Raw genomic sequence first — 18482 nt, forward strand, 5'->3', positions numbered from 1 at the left:
GACAACTCGGGCAGTATTTGTAAATTTTGCGCACGTCCGTCTGGCCCTTCGACCGCACCGACTTCGCCCATCGCGTAAACACGTTCATGCTCCCGGCGTTCTCTGAAAAATTACTCGACGCGTGCTCATCTCGAGGCGTATATCTTTGCGCACCGTGAGGCCCGCAACTTGGACCCCGGTGAAAGAGGAGGTTTCGTTTCATGCTAGGAGAACAAGTAGGCATCACCACAGGCAAAAGACTCGTACGGCGGGTTCTCTCCACGGATCCCCCCACGGCCGAAGTTTCGTTTGAAGAAAGCGGCACGCTATGCGGGGTCGCCGTCACCGGTATGGGCACATACACATCGGTAATCGGTGCAGATGGATCCCTCCATGGCGAAGGCCAGGGTATGGAGATGACCGCCGATGGAGAAGCAGCCACGTGGAAGGGAACGGGCGTGGGTAAATTCGGCCCAGGAGGTTCGGTCAGCTACCGCGGAATGCTCTTCTTTCGCACCGCCTCGCAAAAGCTCGCCCGACTCAACAACGCATGCGTCGCCTTCGAATACGAGGTAGACGCTGCGGGCGCCACCGTTTCCAAAATGTGGGAATGGAAATAACAAACCCGCAACGATCGTGCTGCCCATCCTTGACGCGATTCGTAACGGCAAGGATGGGAGGGCGCGCATCTCGAGTTCCGGTCCGGAGTGCTCCTTCCCCTTACCGCGAGGAGTCGCCCGCATCCTGACCAAGCTTGTAGGAGGCAACTTCCTCTAGCGCTAGAGAGAAGAAAGTGCACGAAACCGCTACAATCGCAAATCCCCACGCGAAGAAGAATCGTCTCAAAGTTCACATTTATTTCTGGAGAGCAGTTTAGCGCAAGTTTAAACGCTTCTCCGGAATTCGGGAGTGTGAGCGGGGTTATTTGCGGCGGGCACGTTCGCGCTGGAGTTCGCGATAAAGCTCGCTTTTGGATTGGCCCAGTTGGCGGGCGAGCCGTTTCAGGGCTTCTTTTTCGTCGAGGTTGGATTCGGACTTGAGTCGGGCGATGCGGGCGGAAAGCGATTCCCTGGTCTCAGAAGCGAGACCAGGGGCACCCGGATTTTTTGGTGGGGCTTCGATCAGCAATGTGAATTCGCCGCGGATGCGGTCGCGGGCGAGTAGGTCTTGGCGGACATCGGCGACAGCGCCGCGAAGGAATTCTTCGTGGAGCTTGGTGAGTTCGCGAGCGGCGACAACGCGCAACGCCGGACCGAATACGGATTCGAGATCGGCGAGCGTGTCGGCGATGCGGTGGGGCGCTTCGTAGAAGATCACGGTCTGCGCAGTCTTGCGAGGCTGTGCCGCCAGGGCTTCGAGAGCCGTGCGGCGGGCGCCGCCTTTTTCCGGCAGGAATCCGAGGAATTGGAATTCGCCGGTGGGCAGGCCTGAGGCGATGAGGGCGCTGAGGGCGGCGTTCGCGCCGGGGATGGGAATAACAGAGACGCCGGCGGCGATGGCTTCGGTGACGAGCCATGAGCCGGGATCGCTGATGCCCGGCATGCCTGCGTCCGAGACGACGGCGATAGAACCGCCGTTCTTCAACGCCGCGATCAGTTCGGCCGCGCGATCACGCTCGTTGTGTTGATGAAAGCTGACGGTAGGCGTCGTGATGCCAAAGTGGTTGAGGAGTTTTTGCGTCTGGCGGGTATCTTCGCAGGCGATGCGGTCGACGTGCTTGAGGACTTCGAGGGCGCGGAGCGTGATGTCGCCGAGGTTGCCGATGGGGGTGGCGACGAGGTACAGGCCGGGAGCGAGCGGAGTGTCGGGCATTGCTTAGAACATGGTAGTGCCTCACGGTAAGCGTCGAATTCAAGGCGAAGAATCGTCAAAGGGAAGAGTCGGCCACGATCCGCCCCGAATAGAAAATGGGGTGACCTTGACTCATTCCGAAACGTGGTGATAGCTGTTCGGAGTAGGAGTGAACACGGTGAAGGTTCTTTGCTGGGTTTCGCGGGCGGGCCACCGAACTCTTCTGTTCTTTTTAGCGTACATGGCACTCGCTGCCCTTGCATTGGGCCAAGGAACTGATGCTCGACAGGAGACGACTGCTAAGCTGCCCGAATTTGAGGTAGCGGTAATCAAGCCACACCCGAAGGGACCTATGATCACTACGATCGAATGGCCGCCGGGTCGATTCGAAGCGACAAATGTAACAGCAAAGATTCTGGTGAAGGAGGCGTTTAATGTTCCAGACGATCAGATCTCCGGAGGGCCCGACTGGGCTGAATCGCAACGTTTTGATGTCGTAGCGAAGATCGCCGACGCGCAGTGGGCGGAAATGAGTAAGCTTGATTCTCATCGTCAGTATCAGTCGATTCAGCTTATGTTGCAGTCGTTGCTGAGAGAACGATTTCAACTTGCAATTAGACACAAACCGGAAAAACTCATGTCCTATGCCCTGGTGGTGGCAAAGGGCGGCGCGAAACTCCGAGTGCCAGAAGCGCCGAAACGGACAGATCCGCTTGACTCAGGAGAGTCTTTCTTGACCATTGATCGAAAGGATGTTCCCTTAACCGAACTGGCCAATTTCCTGTCTCCGCATTTCAAGCGCGCTGTGCTGGATCAGACCGGCCTTTCAGGGAAATATGACATCAGTTTGCAGGTTGCGATCCCAGAAGGCAGCTCTTCGGAAGAGGTGGAGGCGGCCATGTCCAAGGCACTTGAGAAGCAACTTGGACTGACGCTCGTATCGCGGAGAGAAGTGGTAGACACGATCGTGATCGAACGTTTGGAGCAGCCCTCAGAAAATTAGGCAGCACAAAGAGGTGATAGCCTCCACGCCGGTCGTTGGTGTGTCACCGCCCACTCGGAACTTTGACGGATCTTGCCACTGGGCTGAGAGGGTGTGCCTACTCGCTCGCGTCCTGAGCTTCGATGCGACGCTGTTCGGCGAGAAGAGACATCGAACTCATGAGGTTCTGCACGCTGACGATGCCGACGACTTTGCCGCTCTCGGTGACGGGAATGAGCGAGAGGCCCTGGCCGCCGGAGATGCGGCGAATCGTAGTGCCGAGCGTGTCTTCGGGGCGCGCGACCTGGAAGGCGCGCGACATGATGGACTGGATGTAGCCGTTGCCGTCGTTACGGAGCGCGTCGACGATGCGCTGGCGCGAGACGATGCCGACCAGCTGCGGTCCGCGGACAACCGGAAAGTCTTCCTGCAGGGAGTGAACGCAGCGGAAGAGCGCGTCAGCCAGCGTATCCGACGGGGAGAGTGTGGCGAAGTCGGTAAGCATCACTTCGCGCATGCGCACCGTATCGACGACGGACTGGAAGAAGACGCCCTGGTCCTCCACCTGCGCCGCGATCATGATGAAGAAGCCGGCGATGATGAGCCAGTAGGCTTGCAGGGCCATGCCGCAGATCATCACGGCGAGGGCGATCAACTGTCCAATGCCGGAGGCGGCCCGGCCCGCCGGCGAGAGGCCGTGGGTGCGGGCAAAATTGCCGCGAAGCAGGCGGCCGAAGTCGAGCGGATAGGCAGGAAGCAGGTGCACAAGGCCAAGTCCCGCCTGCATCCAGACCATGCTGCGCAAAAGATAAGCGGCCGTAATGAGTGGACGCCCGAGCAGGCGCACATCCCCGCCCGCGCCGATGAAGGCCGCGGCGAGCATCAGCGCGGTAAAGCAATTGGCGAGCGGTCCCGTGAGCGCCATGGCGAACTGGCCGAAGCCCTGGTTAGCGGCTTCCTGGCTTTCTGGATTGGCATAGGCGAAGAGGCCGCCGATGGGAAGCAGGAGCACGGCGCGCAACTTCAGGTGGAGATAGGCAGCCATCATCAGGCGCGCAATTTCGCGGACCACCACAGCCGAAACGCAAACGAGGAACAGGCCGAGGCCCCGCATGACTCCGCTGGTGGCGCTTAGGCCGAGGCAGACCAGCGCAAGGGCGGGAAAAAAGACGTGCATGCGCATCTCCACGCCCATCCATCGGCCCAGCGGTATGGTCCAGCCACGCATACTGGCATTGTAGTTGCTTACACCCCATCGACTAAGACCTGTCGATGGGGACCCCGTTGTTTCTACCCTGTCAAGGAGGACCTGTCGATCCACCACAAAAAGCAAAGAGCGCTTTTCGGGGGCCCGGGTCGCCGGGGTTCTGCCTGAGAGGCACCTTTCTTATATGCTGATTCGCGATGCGGGTGATTGCGGGAACGCTACGACGAAGAGTGCTGGAAGCTCCGGCGGGGCTCGGGACCCGTCCCACGAGCGATCGGTTGCGGGAGACTCTGTTTAATGTACTTGCGCCGCGAATGGAGGGTGCGCGGTTTCTGGATTTGTATGCCGGATCGGGCGCCGTGGGCATTGAAGCTGCGAGCCGGGCAGCCGCGAGCGTGGTGTTGGTGGAGCGGGCGGAGCCGGCGCTGAAGGTGCTGCGCGCAAATCTCGAAAAACTGAAGCTGCGGAGCAGTGTGCGAGTGGAGGCGGTAAATGTGGGGGCATTTCTGCGGCGGGTGCGGCCCGTGAACTCACCGATGCGCTTCGACGTCGTGTTCCTGGATCCGCCGTACGAAGCCGCAGAGGAGTACGCGTTGGCGATGGGGTTGCTGGGCGGCGCGGCGTCAGGTTTGCTAGCGGAAGCTGCCGTAGTGATCGCGGAGCACCGGCGCAAAGAGAAGCTCGATGATGCGTATGGATCGGTGCGCAGGGTGAGAGTGTTGCAGCAGGGGGACGCGGCATTGAGTTTTTATGAAGCAGCTTCGAGCCCCTAGCTGCTGTCTAGCTCTCAAATCTTGGATGGCGATAGGACTTTCGTGCAGCGCGGAGAGATTGTTGCGAAGCGTAAGATGGGGCGCACTACGGGGAGAGATCGCGTGAAGACGATTCTGAGGTGGGCAATTGCGCTGGGTGTGTTGCTTGGGACTGCAGGCGTGTGGGCGCAGGGTGCCCCGAAGTGGGTGATCGGTCCATTCACGCGGCCAGCGACGGGCAATCCGGTCGTTTCGCCGAATCCAGCTTCGACGTTTGAGGACCCGATTCTGCACAAGCCTGTCGCCTGGGAGGCGCTGCACACTTTCAATCCTGCGGCGATAGTGCGCAAGGGCAAGGTGGTTGTGCTGTATCGCGCAGAAGACAATTCGGGCGCGATGGAGATCGGCGGGCACATTTCGCGGCTGGGTCTGGCCGAAAGCGACGACGGAATCCACTTCAAGCGCGCCGGCGAGCCGGTGTTCTATCCGGCCGACGATGACCAGCAAGCGCGCGAGTGGCCGGGTGGCGTCGAAGATCCGCGGATTGTGGAGCGCGACGACGGCACTTATGTGCTGACGTATACACAATGGAATCGCAAGGCGTATTCGGTGGGAATTGCGACCTCTCGCGATTTGAAGCACTGGACGAAATACGGACCGGCATTTCTTGCGGCTTTAGGCGGCAAGTATGCCAACCTGACGTACAAATCGGCCGGCATTGTCACGCAGTTGAAAGATGGCCGGCTGATTGCGGCGAAGATCGCGGGCCGCTATTGGATGTACTGGGGCGAAGGGGCCATCAAGCTTGCGACCTCAGACGATGCGATTCACTGGATACCGGTCGAAGACATGCACGGGAACCTAGTGGAATTGCTGCGACCGAGGCCGGGGCATTTCGACAGCACGTTTCCCGAGACGGGTCCGCCGCCGGTGCTGACGAGAACGGGAATCGTAATGCTCTACAACGGCAAGAACGCAACGGATGGCGGCGATCAGTCTCTGGGGCCAAGTGCGTATGCGGCGGGTGAAGCGCTGTTTGATGCGTCGAATCCAGCAAACCTGCTAACGCAGACCGGCAAGCCGGTGCTGCAGCCGGAACTGCCATACGAGAAGACTGGGCAGTACGCGGCCGGAACGACCTTTGCCGAAGGTTTGGTCTTCTTCCACAACAAATGGTTTTTGTACTACGGGTGCGCGGATTCGCTGGTGGCGGTGGCGACCGCTCCGGCTGAGGCGATGAGCGCTGATTCGCGGATGGCGCAGGCGACCGAGATCGTCTCTCTCCCCGTGAGTAGTGGTCCGCAAACGCTGATGCCTGTTGGAGCGGAGGCGAATGCGCATGGTTTCTATCTGCGCAACGGTGACACCGTGGTGTTCTACGGCGACAGCATCACGGAGCAGAACTACTACAACCAGTATGTCGAGCTGTATGCGGCAACGCGCTTCCCGTGGATGCGGGTGCATTTCTACGGCGCGGGGGTGGGTGGCGATCGCGTGACGGGTGGCGGCGGAGGTCCGATCGATCAACGGCTGGAACGCGACGTGTTCTCAGAGAAGCCGACCGTGGTGACGGTGATGTTGGGCATGAATGATGGCGGGTACCAGGCCACGACGGACGAAATCGAGCAGACGTATGTAAGGGGATATCAGCACCTGCTTGATTCGATACGCGAACATGCGCCCGCCGCGCGGCTGACACTGCTGGGGCCTTCCCCTTACGACGACGTGACGCGTCCGGTAACTTTCCCGGGCGGGTACAACGCGGCGATGCAGCATTTTGCGGACGTGGATCAATCGCTGGCCGATAAGTATGGCGCGGCGTTTGCGAATCTGAATACGCCGGTAGTGGCGGCGATCCGGAAAGCGGATGCGATGGATCCGAAGCTGGCGCTACTGCTGTTGCCGGACCGCGTGCATCCTGATCCGCTGGCGCACTGGGTGATGGCCGAGGCGCTGCTGAAAGGCTGGCACGCCCCGGCTCTGGTCTCGGCTGTCGCAGTGGATGCGCACGCAGGTATCGTGACCGAGGCCCGCAATGCCAGCGTAAGCCAGGTTGAGCAGACCGACGGCACATTGAAGTGGACTGAAGTTGAGGATGCATTGCCGTTGCCGCTGACGCGGACCAACGCAACCACGGCGCTGCTTGAGGATCTGACCGATATCGAACAGCAACTCAACCAGGAGACGCTGCGCGTAACGGGACTGGCAGCAGGACGGTACACGCTGAGCATTGATGGTGAGGTGGTGGACACGTTTTCGCCCGAAGCTCTGGAGAGCGGCGTCAATCTGGCCGAGTACGGGACGCCGATGTTTCACCAGGCACAGCGCGTAAGCTGGCTCGTACGCGATCGCAACGAGACCCACTATATTCACCTGCGCATGCGCGTGCGCAATGCGGACATGGGGGAACAGGCCGGAAAGCCGGACGTAATGCAGGCGTTTGAAAATTCACTGGAGGACTCAATTTACGATGCGGCCACGCCGAAGCCGCATGTCTTCCGGCTCACGCCTGTCGCGACGGGCACAACACAGAGCACGCGGTGAAGCTGGCGAATGAGCAAGCGGGATAAGGAGGATGTGATCGCGGAGATTTCGCTGAAGTCCGTGCTGGAGACGGAAGAACCCCAGGAGAGTCGGAAAGTATTGCTCGATGTGGCGACGCATGCCGCCGGCCCTGAAGGCATACTGCCGCTGACGGCAGAGATGCTGGTCGAGGAGCCGTCGGGGAATCTTTTTGGATTGAGCCAGAATGCGGGGATGGGTTGGGAAGCTGCGCGGCTGCGCGATCCGGAGTTTCTGATTCTGAGCACACATGGCGGACTGCGCGCGGAGGATGGCCGCCCGATCGCGCTGGGATTTCACACCGGACACTGGGAGGTTGGGCTGCTGGTCGCGGAGGCAGCGCGCGAACTGAAGGCGTTGCGTGCCATTCCGTTTGCGGGTGCGTGCACCGATCCCTGCGACGGAAGAACCCAGGGCACGACGGGGATGATGGACTCGCTGCCCTTTCGCAACGATGCGGCAATGGTCCTGCGGCGACTGATGCGCTCGCTGCCGACGGGCAAAGGTGTGCTGGGTGTGGCCACCTGCGACAAGGGGCTGCCGGCGATGATGATGGCGCTGGCTTCAGCCGGGCCGCTTCCGGCGGTTTTGATTCCTGGTGGAGTCACGCTGTTACCCGAGTCGGGCGAGGATGCAGGCAAGGTGCAGACCATCGGCGCGCGCTTTGCACAGCAGCAGATCACCCTGGAATATGCGGCTGAAGTGGGTTGCCGCGCTTGCGCATCGCCCGGCGGTGGATGCCAGTTTCTGGGCACGGCGGCGACGGCGCAGGTTGTGGGCGAAGCGCTCGGCCTGGCCCTGCCGCATACGGCGCTGGCGCCTTCAGGACAGCCGATCTGGCTGGATGCGGCAAAGCGATCTGCACGTGCAATCATCCGGTTGCATAAATTAAGACTGGGTGCGCAGGATGTGCTGACGGATGCGGCGGTGCGCAATGCGATGGTGCTGCATGCTGCTTTTGGCGGATCGACGAATCTGCTGCTCCATCTGCCCGCGATTGCGTTTTCCGCAGGGTTGAAGCGGCCCCAGCGCGCGGACTGGGAGCAGGTCAATCGCACAGTCCCGCGCCTTGTTGATGCGCTCCCGAATGGCCCGCGTGGATTCGCGACAGTGCAGGTGTTTCTCGCCGGCGGGGTCCCGGAAGTGATGCTGGAACTGCGCTCCGCTGGGCTGCTGGATACGAGTGTGAAGACGGTCACTGGCGACACACTCGACGCCAGCCTCGACTGGTGGCGCGACAGCGAACGGCGCCACGCATTGCGCAAGAGACTGAAGGAACTGGATGGAATCGATGCCGAAGATGTGATCATGACGCCCGACCGTGCGCGCTCGCGTGGATTGACGGCAACTGTGTGTTTCCCTGTCGGCAATCTCGCACCCGAGGGGTCGGTCATCAAGAGCACGGCCATCGATCCATCGTTGATCGGCGAAGATAATGTCTTCCGCCATCGCGGACCGGCGCGGGTGTTCACGACGGAGGCGGCTGCGATTGCGGCGATCAAGGCTGGCGCGATCGGGCACGGCGATGTGATTGTGCTGATCTGCGGCGGCCCCAAGGGCGCAGGCATGCAGGAAATCTACCAGGTGACATCGGCGCTGAAGCAGTTGCCGCATTGCAAACACGTGGCGGTATTGACGGATGCGCGCTTCAGTGGCGTCTCGACCGGTGCGTGCATCGGGCACATTTCGCCGGAGGCGCTGGCAGGGGGACCGGTCGGCAAGGTGCTGGAAGGTGACTTGATCGAGATCGTGATCGATCGCGGGCGGCTGACCGGAGCGGTGAACCTGGTAGGCGATACCAACGGCCAGTTGAGCGCGGAAGAGGGCGCGCGGAAATTAGTGGGGAGACAGCCGCGTGCGGATTTGAAGCCGCATCCCGCGCTGCCGGAGGATACGCGTCTGTGGGCGGCGCTGGTGGAGGCGAGCGGCGGCGTGTGGGGTGGGTGTGTGTATGACACGGAGAGGATAGTGGCGCGATTGCAGGAGCGCTCGCAGCTGTCCTAAACGAGCGCCGGGGCTCGAACGCCGGCGAACTCGACGGTGACGACGGTGATGTCGTCTTCCTGGCCGAACTGCTGCGCAGCGCGTGCGATGGCTTCGGCGGGCAGGCGGCTCAGTTCGCGGGTGCGGTCGAATCCGAAGAGCTCGCCGTTGCGGGCACGGGCCTCGACCACTCCGTCGGAGACGAATGTGAGGCTGTTGCCGGAAGCAAGAGTGACCGCGATGCTTTCGAAGCGCAACTCGGCCACGATGCCCAGGGGGAGAGAACTGGGGAGGTCGATTTCTATCCCGTTCAGGTAGGGGGCGAGGTGGCCGGCGTTGGCCATGGTGAGAACGCCGTCGGCGGAGATGTGTGCGGCGAGGCAGGTCGTGAATCCCCCCTGGGAACGGCCCATCATGCGGTTGTTGAGCGAACTGAGAAGGTTGGAGGGGTTAGTGCCGCGGGCCGCCTCCGCGCGAATAGCGCCGACCAGAACCGAGACGAGCATGGCGGCAGGCAATCCCTTGCCGCTGACGTCGCCGACAACGATGAACATCCCGAATTCCCCGTCGGCAATCTGCTGGAAGAAGTCGCCGCCCACTTCGTTAGCGGGCTGGTAGACCCATTCCACTTTGAAGCCCTGGCACTGGTCGGCTTCGTCGGGTAGAAGCACTTGCTGCACCTGACGGGCCGCGTTGAGCTCTCCGGCCATGCGCTCCTCCTGCCGCCGGGCAAAGGTGAAGCGGCGAATGAGGAAGACCAGCATCGTGAGAAGGAAGATCAGGTGAAGCAGAATGCTGAGGTGCATGGTGAAGGGCTGAAAGCGGAGGGCGAGATCGACCCCTTCGGGCGAATTAATCCAGCCTGCCTGGTCGAAGACAATGGCCAGGTTGTTGACGGAGTTAAAGCCCACGTCGAGAAGGGTTGGCACCAGCAGGAGGATTGCGTCCAGGTTTCCCCGAAGTGCGCGCTGCACGAGGAAGTAGAAAATCCAAAGCACAGCCGGTAAAAGGAGAGCCTGTTGCAGTGCGGCCGAGGCCGATGCCGAGGCCCAGCCGGGCCAGTACAAAACTGTCGAAAATGGGCTCAGGGCCACCAGCAGGAGAAGGACACGTCCCAGCGAGTTGACCCGAATTTTTAGCACCTTGGAAAAGAACAACAAGGTCGCGGCGATTTCGATGGCCACCAGGATGCCATCAACAAAGTCATTGATTTGAAGCGGGGGCCACGCATAGATCTGAAAAATTACGGCGAGGGCATTGTCGGCCGACTGCGCGAGAAGGATGGCGGCAAACCACATGTATTCGCGTTCTCTGGTGCGCATGAGGAAGAGGCATAGGATGACGAGCCCGACCAATCCGCTGGCGATGCTATAGGCGTAGTAGTCGACAAAAAGGACACTGCGCGACCTCCGATGGTGAGACTGCTCGGTCGCCAACAACTTCGGATCGCCTGCCAGACTTCCCGGCTCGAGTGGACCGCCGCCCACGTAGCTGGCCCATAAAGGGGAGTGCCAGACCCGAATGGCCACCTGCACTGTGCGCGCAGAGCGGACTGCTTGCTGAGTGAGCGAGAACATGTGGTAACTGATCTCAGCGGTAAGTAGCTTCGTGGGTGGCATTCTTCCCGCACTGCCGACCGGTTTGCCATCGACGAAAACCTGGAACGAAGTAAGGATGGGCGGCAGCAGGAGCGAGGTCGAGTTTTGACTCGCGGGCATTGTGACGGTGAAGCGATACCACGCGTATCCGCTCAGACCGGGGTAGCCCTGGTCGCTCCAGGATTGGCCGCCGTTGATCAGGGCCCAGCCGGAGTCGTCGAATCCCGGCGTGGCCCAGATCGGCGAGCCCGTACTCGCCATTGGCGAATCGCCAGGATGAAAGCGCCATGGCCCATCGAGCGAGACGAGCGGTTCACGGCCATCGACCAGGCTGTAGGATTGCGCGGGAAGCCATGCGCCATAGGCCAGAGGGACGAGCATCGCGAGCAGCCTGACGGCGAACCCAAAACACATGAGGATGTTTCCTCGAGGCGAGGCGGATGAAACGTGAATTGATGCTAAATCACGTGAGGCGGTTTGGGATGCGGGGATTTGCGCTCATTGATGGGGAAGGCAACCTCATGGCCGGGAGGGTTAAAGTATCAGCCATGAAAAGAGCGTATTTGATTTTGATGCTGGTGGCGTTGATTTTTTCATTGGGCGCGCTGCGCACGACGGGACAATCGGGCTCGGTTCCCTCTTCCGCCGAACCTCAACTGGTCGTCATCGATACAGACATTGGCGACGACATTGACGATGCCTTCGCGCTCGCGCTGGCGCTGGAAAGCCCTGAGCTGAAGATCTTGGGCGTTACGACGACGTTCGGCAACACCGAGATGCGGGCGCGACTGCTGGACAGATATTTGCGGTCGGTGGGGCGTAGCGATATTCCAGTGTTTGCGGGGCCGATGACGAAAACGGACAACCTGATGACGCAGGCGGCTTATGCGAGGCAGCCGCCCGAGAAGAAACACGGGAATGGCGCGGAATTCATCGTGCGCGAGGCGCGAGAGCATCCCGGTCAGATCACGCTGATCGGCATCGGGCCGTTGTTCACGGTGCAGGCGGCCATCGAGCGCGATCCAGCGACGTTTAAAAAACTGAAGCGAGTCGTGATCATGGGCGGCAGCGTTGAGCGCGGTTACGGCACGGATGCACAGGGAGAACCAAAGCCGCCGGAGCCGGAGTGGAACATCCTCAACGATCCTGCCGGCCTGAAGGCATTGTTGGCATCGGGGGTGCCGGTATTCATGATGCCCCTCGATTCAACGCAGGTGCCACTCGATGCGAAGGACCGCGAGGCCATCTTTGCGCATGGTTCGCCACTCACCGATCAGTTGACGCTGCTCTATCACGAGTGGATGGGAAACACGCCGAACCACAGCCCAACGCCAACGCTGTTTGACCCCGTTGCGGTGACCTATACTTTCCGCCCCGATCTCTGCCCGGCCAAGCCGATGCATATTGATGTGGACGATAAGGGACTGACGAGCCCTGGAAATGGCGCACCCAATGCGCAGGTTTGTCTTGAGTCCGACGAGAAGGGTTTTCTCGCTTTGCTGCTGAAGCGCGTGGCCGAGCAATAAACCACTTCGCTGGCATCGACTTTCGGCCGGCAGCTGGCTGAAATCCGCAGCAATTTAGACCCCAGCCCTTCAGGTGTGCCGGGTATCACATCCGAATCCATTGACAGAGCAGGAAAGTAAGAGAAAAATGGCGGGTCGTCAGGATACTGCCCATGGGAGTACGCAATAGGAGGGAGCGTGAAAATCATGCTGAATTGGAAGGTTTTGGGAGTACTGGCTGTGATGGGTTTTGGGTTTGCGGGCATTGGATGCAAGTCGGCGCCGGACTTGACCCCGGCCCAGGCGTTGGCGATGGTGCAGGCCAAGTATGACCAGACACCTCCGGTCGGGACGACCATCCTGGTGAATGAGGCTGGCGTGCGCGAGGGGGTATCGGCCAAGTTGTGGGAGAGGACCAAGGTTTATCCGAACAAGCTGTGGGCCGATTTCAAGCTGACCCCGGATGGCAAGAAAGCGGTAACGCTGCCGGGAGGCGGCGACGTGATCGAGTGGCGTCCAGCGAATCAGGATGACACCAACTACACGGCCGTTGTGATGACGGTTGCTGCGAATCATTTGAGGGCGCACGACATGGGCGACCTGCAGGACGAGATGCTTACGGGCTCGGCCGCCGCCAAGGAAGGGAAATACACCGAGGGTGTGAATCTGACCGGAGTTCCGCAGGCGCTGGACAATATTGCGCATCACCCCGGCAACAAGCTGAGCTCGCGGAAGCAGGCGGATTTCGCGCTCGAGAACGGAACGTGGACGTTGAAATCGATCGAATAGGCCGCGGTCGGCGAGCACCCTGGAGAAAGCAAGCAATGGGAGACCGCGAGTTGGCGAATGGACGTTCGACGTTCTCTGCAATTCTGCGCTGTTCCGTACTCGGCTCGTCGCTAGTCCTTTTAGCCGGGTGCGGAGGTGGTTCGGGTGGCGGAGGGTCAACGGGGGGAGGGGGTGCCACACCTTCCGTGGTCACGTTCAAGTTCAGTGTGGGCACGCCGACCGCGGTGGCGGCGCGCATCGGTTCCGGGGCGTTTACGGCACAAGCACTCAACTCGGGAACGCTGAGTCTAACGATTCCAAACGGTACAGCGAATTTCGCGGTGGCCTATGTCTGCACCTTGCCCTTGGGCCCGCAGGCTCAGGTGCCGGAGCAATTTGTGTTTGAAGCGAGCACTGCGGATGGCTCTTCGTTCACCGAACCTTGCCCAGTGGCGGTACCTTCCAGTCAAACCGGAACGTTCACCGGAAGCGTGGACGCCAGCGGAATCCCAGGGGCAACGCTTGTGGACATTGCCGCTTCGAATGGCACTTCAACAGCGGTGGCTGGGGCGGCCCTCAATGGCGCTTTCAGTCTCGTCGAACCGGCGGGCGCCGATCGGGTGATGGTGTTGGCCTACAACAACTCGCAGCAAGGTCTGCTGACCAGCCTCGTTGCAGCGAAGAATTTCACGAACCAGACGGTTCCCGGCGCACTGAATGGGGGCAGCACGGTTGTGCTGGGCGCTGCAGATGAAACCACGCCGCAAGCGATCACGTACAACAACGCCCCACCGGGGTATTCCGCGCCCACCACCGTTGTTGGTTTCATCATGGGCGGTGCGGGCGGATTTACGGTTGCTGCCCCCGCGACCACACAGTATCCGGCCTTGCCGGCTGCTGCAGTTCAGGGCGGGGATTTCTACAAGTTTCTCGCTACAGTTATCAGCAGTTCGAAGCAAGGCGAAGAGGTGCTGGTACTTGCGAATTCGAGCAGCGGTGGTCCTGTAACCTTCACATTTCCGGCGCCTTGGTCCTATCGGGGCCCAACTCCGGCGGCGCTGCCCAACTTCAATTTCGCTTACACGGGTTTCGCGGGAAAGCCCGGGGTCATCGAGTCGGCGGCGGTGGGCTGGGTGAGCGGGACAGGTGTTTCGAGTTTTTTTGAGGTCGATGCGACGGCCAACTATCAGAGCGGCTCAACCGCGCTGGCTTTTCCTGATCTTTCCGGCGTTGCCGGGTTCCAGCCGGCACCCACTTCGGGATCGCCGGCGGTCTGGACGGCGGAGATCGTGCAGTTCAGTGCCGGCGCGACGCTGACCATGCCATCGAACGCAACTGGAAACGCCGTGGCCAATAGCGGCACCTATACGGTGCCCTAGGTTTAGGCGTTACGGTAAGGTTGTTTCCGGCACGGAGCCATCTTCGCCGGCAGAAAATAGGAGTGAGGGGTTGAATTCGTTGACCCCACCCGGGTTTCTTGTTATCTTTATAAGGTTCCGCAAGAACACGCCTATCCGTGTGTGATAACGGCAGGCGAGTAACGGGAGATCCCGGCCGGAACGTTTGCCGAGGATCAGTTCCCGAGGTCGCTGGCAGTAAAGAGCGGCCATAGTCCCCGAATCGCTCTCGTCTTGCGAAGGGCAGGGACACATCGTCAACCCGGGTGAAGGAAAGACGGGGAGGCGATAATCGCATCGGTGCTCGCGCGTTTCTCCACCTTGGAGGGCTATGCGAGCCGGAACCGGCGAAACGGAGTTGGCTTTTCCCGTTTAAAAGCGGAAAAACGACCGGCCACCGTCTCGGTTTTCGTCTGGTAGTGGAACGAAGGCAGACGCGAAGCAGCAACCTGGGCTTCCGTGCGTTTGGGCGGCTTGATAGCGCCAACGCGGGAGAAAAGCCCGGAGGGCCTTGCGCGCGGCTGTGAGTGGGTTGGGTTTAGAGGTTTTTGGGGTAAGGAGTTTCAGTTTGCCGACATTTAATCAATTGGTTCGCAAGGGGCGTACGGCCCCCCGATACAAGACGGCGTCCCCTGCACTGCAGGCCTCGCCGCAGCGGCGCGGTGTATGCACCCGCGTGTATACACAAACCCCCAAGAAGCCGAACTCGGCGCTGCGCAAAGTGGCTCGCGTGCGGTTGACCAACGGGATCGAGGTCACGACCTACATTCCCGGCATCGGCCACAACCTGCAGGAGCACTCGATTGTGCTGATTCGCGGCGGCCGTGTGAAGGATCTGCCGGGCGTTCGCTATCACGTGGTACGCGGCACGCTGGATTCAGTCGGCGTGGCCAACCGGAAGCAGAGCCGCTCGAAGTATGGTGCGAAGCGCGCCAAGGGCGGAGCGGCGGCAGCGAAGAAGTAGTTTTCGGTTCCCGGGCGGAGTGATGGAACCGGGACTGGGGCAACAGAACGGCGCTTAGGCGCGAAGGATTTTGAGGAACTATGCCGAGAAAAGGGCACATTGCGAAGCGGGAAGTAGCGCCGGATCCAGTTTATGCATCCACGCTGGTCACCAAGTTTGTGAACTCGATGATGTGGGGCGGCAAGAAGTCGACGGCCCAGGGCATCTTCTATCAATCGATGAAGAACCTTGAGGAAAAGGGCGGCGGAGACGACGCGCTGAAGCTCTTCAAGAAGGCGGTCGAGAACTGCAAGCCGCTACTCGAGGTCAAGACTCGCCGCGTGGGTGGCGCCAACTACCAGGTGCCGATTGAAGTAAATGCCGACCGGCGTACTTCACTGGCGATTCGCTGGCTCATCACCTACGGGCGCGCCCGCGGTGAGAAGGGCATGATCGACAAGTTAAGCAATGAGCTGCTGGACGCGGCCAATGGTCGTGGCGCGGCGATGAAGAAGAAGGAAGACGTACACCGCATGGCCGAGGCCAACAAGGCCTTCGCGCATTATCGCTGGTAGGGAAGTAGCGATCAGTGATCAGTGGACAGTGATCATTGATTTGTAACCGCTTCAAACAATTCAGGTTTTTTACTGACCACTGATCACTGACCACTGATCACTGGAAATCAACGGCGGGATCAGAAGCCCGCAAGGATAAAGAAAAACCGTGGCTCGCACCATACCTCTAAGTCGTTGCCGGAACATCGGAATCATGGCGCACATCGACGCCGGTAAGACGACTGCGACCGAACGCATCCTCTTCTACACGGGCATCACGCACCGTATCGGCGAAGTGCATGAAGGCACCGCGACCATGGATTACATGGAGCAGGAGCAGGAGCGCGGCATCACCATCACGTCGGCTGCAACGACGTGCATGTGGAAAGACATCCGCATCAACATCATTGATACGCCGGGTCACGTGGACTTCACCGCCGAGGTGGAGCGCTCGCTTCGCGTTCTCGATGGCGCGGTTGCGGTGTTTGACTCAGTCAGTGGTGTACAGCCGCAGACTGAAACTGTGTGGCGGCAAGGCGACAAGTACAAGGTTCCGCGTATCTGCTTCGTGAACAAGATGGACAAGAACGGCGCCGATTTTGAGCACGTTCTGGACACCATTCGCAAGCGGCTGGGCGCGCGGCCGGTGGCCTTGCAAATTCCGATTGGTGCAGAGGCTGGATTCAAGGGTGTTGTCGATCTCATCGAGATGAAGGCGGTGCTCTGGCACGACGAGACGATGGGCGCGGAGTATGACGTTCAGGCGATTCCGGCCGATCTGCAGAAGAAGGCGGAAGCTTTCCGTCTGCAACTGATCGAAGTGATCGCAGAGACCGACGATGTGTTGCTCGAGAAGTTTCTCGAAGGCGAGACGCCGACCATCGAAGAGCTGAAGAGGGGCATTCGCCAGGCGACGATCGATCTGAAGGTCTTTCCGGTAATCTGCGGTTCTGCATTCAAGAACAAGGGTGTGCAGACGCTGCTTGATGCAGTAGTTGATTATCTGCCGAGCCCGCTGGATAAGCCTCCGGTGGAAGGTATCAATCCGCACGATCCCAGCGTGACTGAGATCCGCAAGGCGGACGACAATGAGCCTCTCGCGGCGCTGGTTTTCAAGCTGATCAACGATCCGTTCGGCAAGTTGTCGTTTATCCGCATTTATTCGGGTTCATTGAAGACCGGTGACACGATTCTGAATCCGCGTACCGGCAAGACCGACCGCGTAGGACGCCTCGTGAAGATGCACGCCAACAAGCGTGAGGACATCACTGAGATCTATGCCGGCGACATTTGCGCGTGCGTGGGACTGAAGGAATTGAAGACAGGCGACACGCTGAGTTCGCCGCAGCATCCGATCGCGCTCGGCGCCATCACCTTCCCTGAGCCTGTGATCTCGGTGGCAATTGAACCGAAGACCAAGGCTGACCAGGAAAAGATGGCGATGGGGTTGTCGCGGCTTGCTGATGAAGATCCAACCTTCAAGGTGCATACCGACGAGGATTCGGGTCAGACGATTATCAGCGGCATGGGCGAACTGCACCTTGAGATTCTTGTGGATCGCTTGAAGCGTGAGCACAAGGTCGATGCCAACGTGGGCGAGCCCAAGGTTGCTTTCCGCGAGACGATTCGCAAGATGGCTGAAGCGGAAGGCAAATACATCCGCCAGACCGGTGGTTCGGGCAACTACGGACATTGCAAACTGCGTGTCGAGCCGAATACTCCAGGTGCCGGCTACGAGTTCATTAACGAAATCAAGGGCGGGTCGGTACCGAGGGAGTACATCAAGCCCATCGATCAGGGCGTGCAGGGTGCGTTGGAGTTGGGCATCCTGGCAGGCTTCCCGATCGTGGACGTGAAGGTAATCCTGTTCGACGGTAGCTATCACGAAGTCGACTCGAACGAAATGGCATTTAAATTTGCCGGTTCGATCGCCTTCAAGGAAGCCGCACGCAAGGCGCATCCGGTGCTGTTGGAGCCGGTGATGGCGGTTGAAGTCACGGTGCCCGAGGAGTTCATGGGCGTGATTATCGGCGACATCAACTCGCGTCGCGGACGGATTGAAGGAATGGAGCACGCGGCAGGGTCGCAGGTCATCAAGGCGATTGTTCCGCTGAAGGAAATGTTCGGCTACGTGAACGAGATTCGTTCCTCGACACAAGGCCGGGCGTCGTATTCAATGCAGTTCGCGCGCTACGAAGAGGCGCCGCGCATGATCGCCGATGAAATTATCGGTCGTGCGCAAGGGAAGTGAAAAGGCAGTGAACAGTGGACAGTCTGAGCTTATCGGGTGAATCGATGATGTTGGCTCAGGCAAGGAAAAACTGATCACTGAAAACTGATCACTGTTAACTGTTTTTAGGGCTGGAGCCGGAACGCCGGCGCCCTTTTGGCAACGGCATAGCAGCTGCGAGGGGAAGAGAACCATGGCGAAGGAAAAATTTGATCGTTCGAAGCCGCATGT

Annotated in this window: 14 protein-coding genes; 11 read left to right on the forward strand and 3 right to left on the reverse strand. The window is 60.0% G+C overall.

Annotated features, from left to right (window positions below; genetic code table 11):
• Positions 1-200: 200 nt before the first annotated feature.
• A complete protein-coding gene (locus VK574_RS21610; protein ID WP_472801956.1) occupies positions 201-599 on the forward strand; it encodes a hypothetical protein in 399 nt (132 codons plus the stop codon).
• 301 nt (positions 600-900) lie between these two features.
• On the opposite strand, the gene rsmI is transcribed toward VK574_RS21610, so the two are convergent.
• Complete coding sequence (rsmI, locus tag VK574_RS21615) at positions 901-1791, reverse strand: 16S rRNA (cytidine(1402)-2'-O)-methyltransferase (protein ID WP_472801957.1); 891 nt, start codon at positions 1789-1791, stop codon at positions 901-903.
• A 148-nt stretch (positions 1792-1939) separates the two neighbouring features.
• Between rsmI and VK574_RS21620 the strand changes: the two genes are divergently transcribed.
• Positions 1940-2773 carry a TIGR03435 family protein gene (locus VK574_RS21620; protein ID WP_472801958.1) on the forward strand — a complete coding sequence of 278 codons (834 nt, stop codon included), beginning with the start codon at positions 1940-1942 and terminating at the stop codon, positions 2771-2773.
• Between the two features lie 97 nt (positions 2774-2870).
• On the opposite strand, the gene VK574_RS21625 is transcribed toward VK574_RS21620, so the two are convergent.
• Entirely contained in the window at positions 2871-3929 is a 1059-nt protein-coding gene (locus VK574_RS21625; RefSeq protein WP_472801959.1) for a CBS domain-containing protein, read from the reverse strand.
• A 227-nt stretch (positions 3930-4156) separates the two neighbouring features.
• On the opposite strand from VK574_RS21625, the gene rsmD reads away from it, so the two are divergent.
• The 3 genes from rsmD to VK574_RS21640 all read left to right on the forward strand — a co-directional run bounded on the left by rsmD (position 4157) and on the right by VK574_RS21640 (position 9277).
• Entirely contained in the window at positions 4157-4732 is a 576-nt protein-coding gene (gene rsmD / locus VK574_RS21630) for a 16S rRNA (guanine(966)-N(2))-methyltransferase RsmD (protein ID WP_472801960.1), read from the forward strand.
• A 102-nt stretch (positions 4733-4834) separates the two neighbouring features.
• The gene (locus VK574_RS21635; RefSeq protein WP_472801961.1) at positions 4835-7255 is read left to right on the forward strand and encodes a glycoside hydrolase family 130 protein; all 2421 of its coding nucleotides are present in this window, start codon (positions 4835-4837) and stop codon (positions 7253-7255) included.
• Between the two features lie 9 nt (positions 7256-7264).
• The gene (locus VK574_RS21640) at positions 7265-9277 is read left to right on the forward strand and encodes a YjhG/YagF family D-xylonate dehydratase (protein ID WP_472801962.1); all 2013 of its coding nucleotides are present in this window, start codon (positions 7265-7267) and stop codon (positions 9275-9277) included.
• On the opposite strand, the gene VK574_RS21645 is transcribed toward VK574_RS21640, so the two are convergent.
• Positions 9274-11268 carry a SpoIIE family protein phosphatase gene (locus VK574_RS21645; protein WP_472801963.1) on the reverse strand — a complete coding sequence of 665 codons (1995 nt, stop codon included), beginning with the start codon at positions 11266-11268 and terminating at the stop codon, positions 9274-9276. The two genes, VK574_RS21640 and VK574_RS21645, sit on opposite strands and share 4 nt — an antisense overlap.
• Positions 11269-11402: 134 nt before the next feature.
• On the opposite strand from VK574_RS21645, the gene VK574_RS21650 reads away from it, so the two are divergent.
• The 6 genes from VK574_RS21650 to fusA all read left to right on the forward strand — a co-directional run bounded on the left by VK574_RS21650 (position 11403) and on the right by fusA (position 18272).
• On the forward strand, positions 11403-12380 hold the full coding sequence (locus VK574_RS21650) for a nucleoside hydrolase (protein WP_472801964.1): 978 nt from the start codon (positions 11403-11405) through the stop codon (positions 12378-12380).
• Between the two features lie 186 nt (positions 12381-12566).
• A complete protein-coding gene (locus tag VK574_RS21655) occupies positions 12567-13148 on the forward strand; it encodes a hypothetical protein (protein WP_472801965.1) in 582 nt (193 codons plus the stop codon).
• 185 nt (positions 13149-13333) lie between these two features.
• Positions 13334-14506 (forward strand): hypothetical protein, encoded by a 1173-nt coding sequence (locus tag VK574_RS21660; RefSeq protein WP_472801966.1) that lies wholly within the window; start codon positions 13334-13336, stop codon positions 14504-14506.
• Between the two features lie 586 nt (positions 14507-15092).
• On the forward strand, positions 15093-15488 hold the full coding sequence (gene rpsL, locus VK574_RS21665) for a 30S ribosomal protein S12 (protein ID WP_472801967.1): 396 nt from the start codon (positions 15093-15095) through the stop codon (positions 15486-15488).
• An 80-nt stretch (positions 15489-15568) separates the two neighbouring features.
• Complete coding sequence (rpsG, locus tag VK574_RS21670; RefSeq protein WP_472801968.1) at positions 15569-16042, forward strand: 30S ribosomal protein S7; 474 nt, start codon at positions 15569-15571, stop codon at positions 16040-16042.
• 148 nt (positions 16043-16190) lie between these two features.
• On the forward strand, positions 16191-18272 hold the full coding sequence (gene fusA, locus VK574_RS21675; RefSeq protein WP_472801969.1) for an elongation factor G: 2082 nt from the start codon (positions 16191-16193) through the stop codon (positions 18270-18272).
• Positions 18273-18482 lie beyond the last annotated feature (210 nt).

Origin of the sequence: Occallatibacter sp., assembly GCF_035317045.1 — a bacterium.
Classification (GTDB): Bacteria; Acidobacteriota; Terriglobia; order Terriglobales; family Acidobacteriaceae; genus Telmatobacter.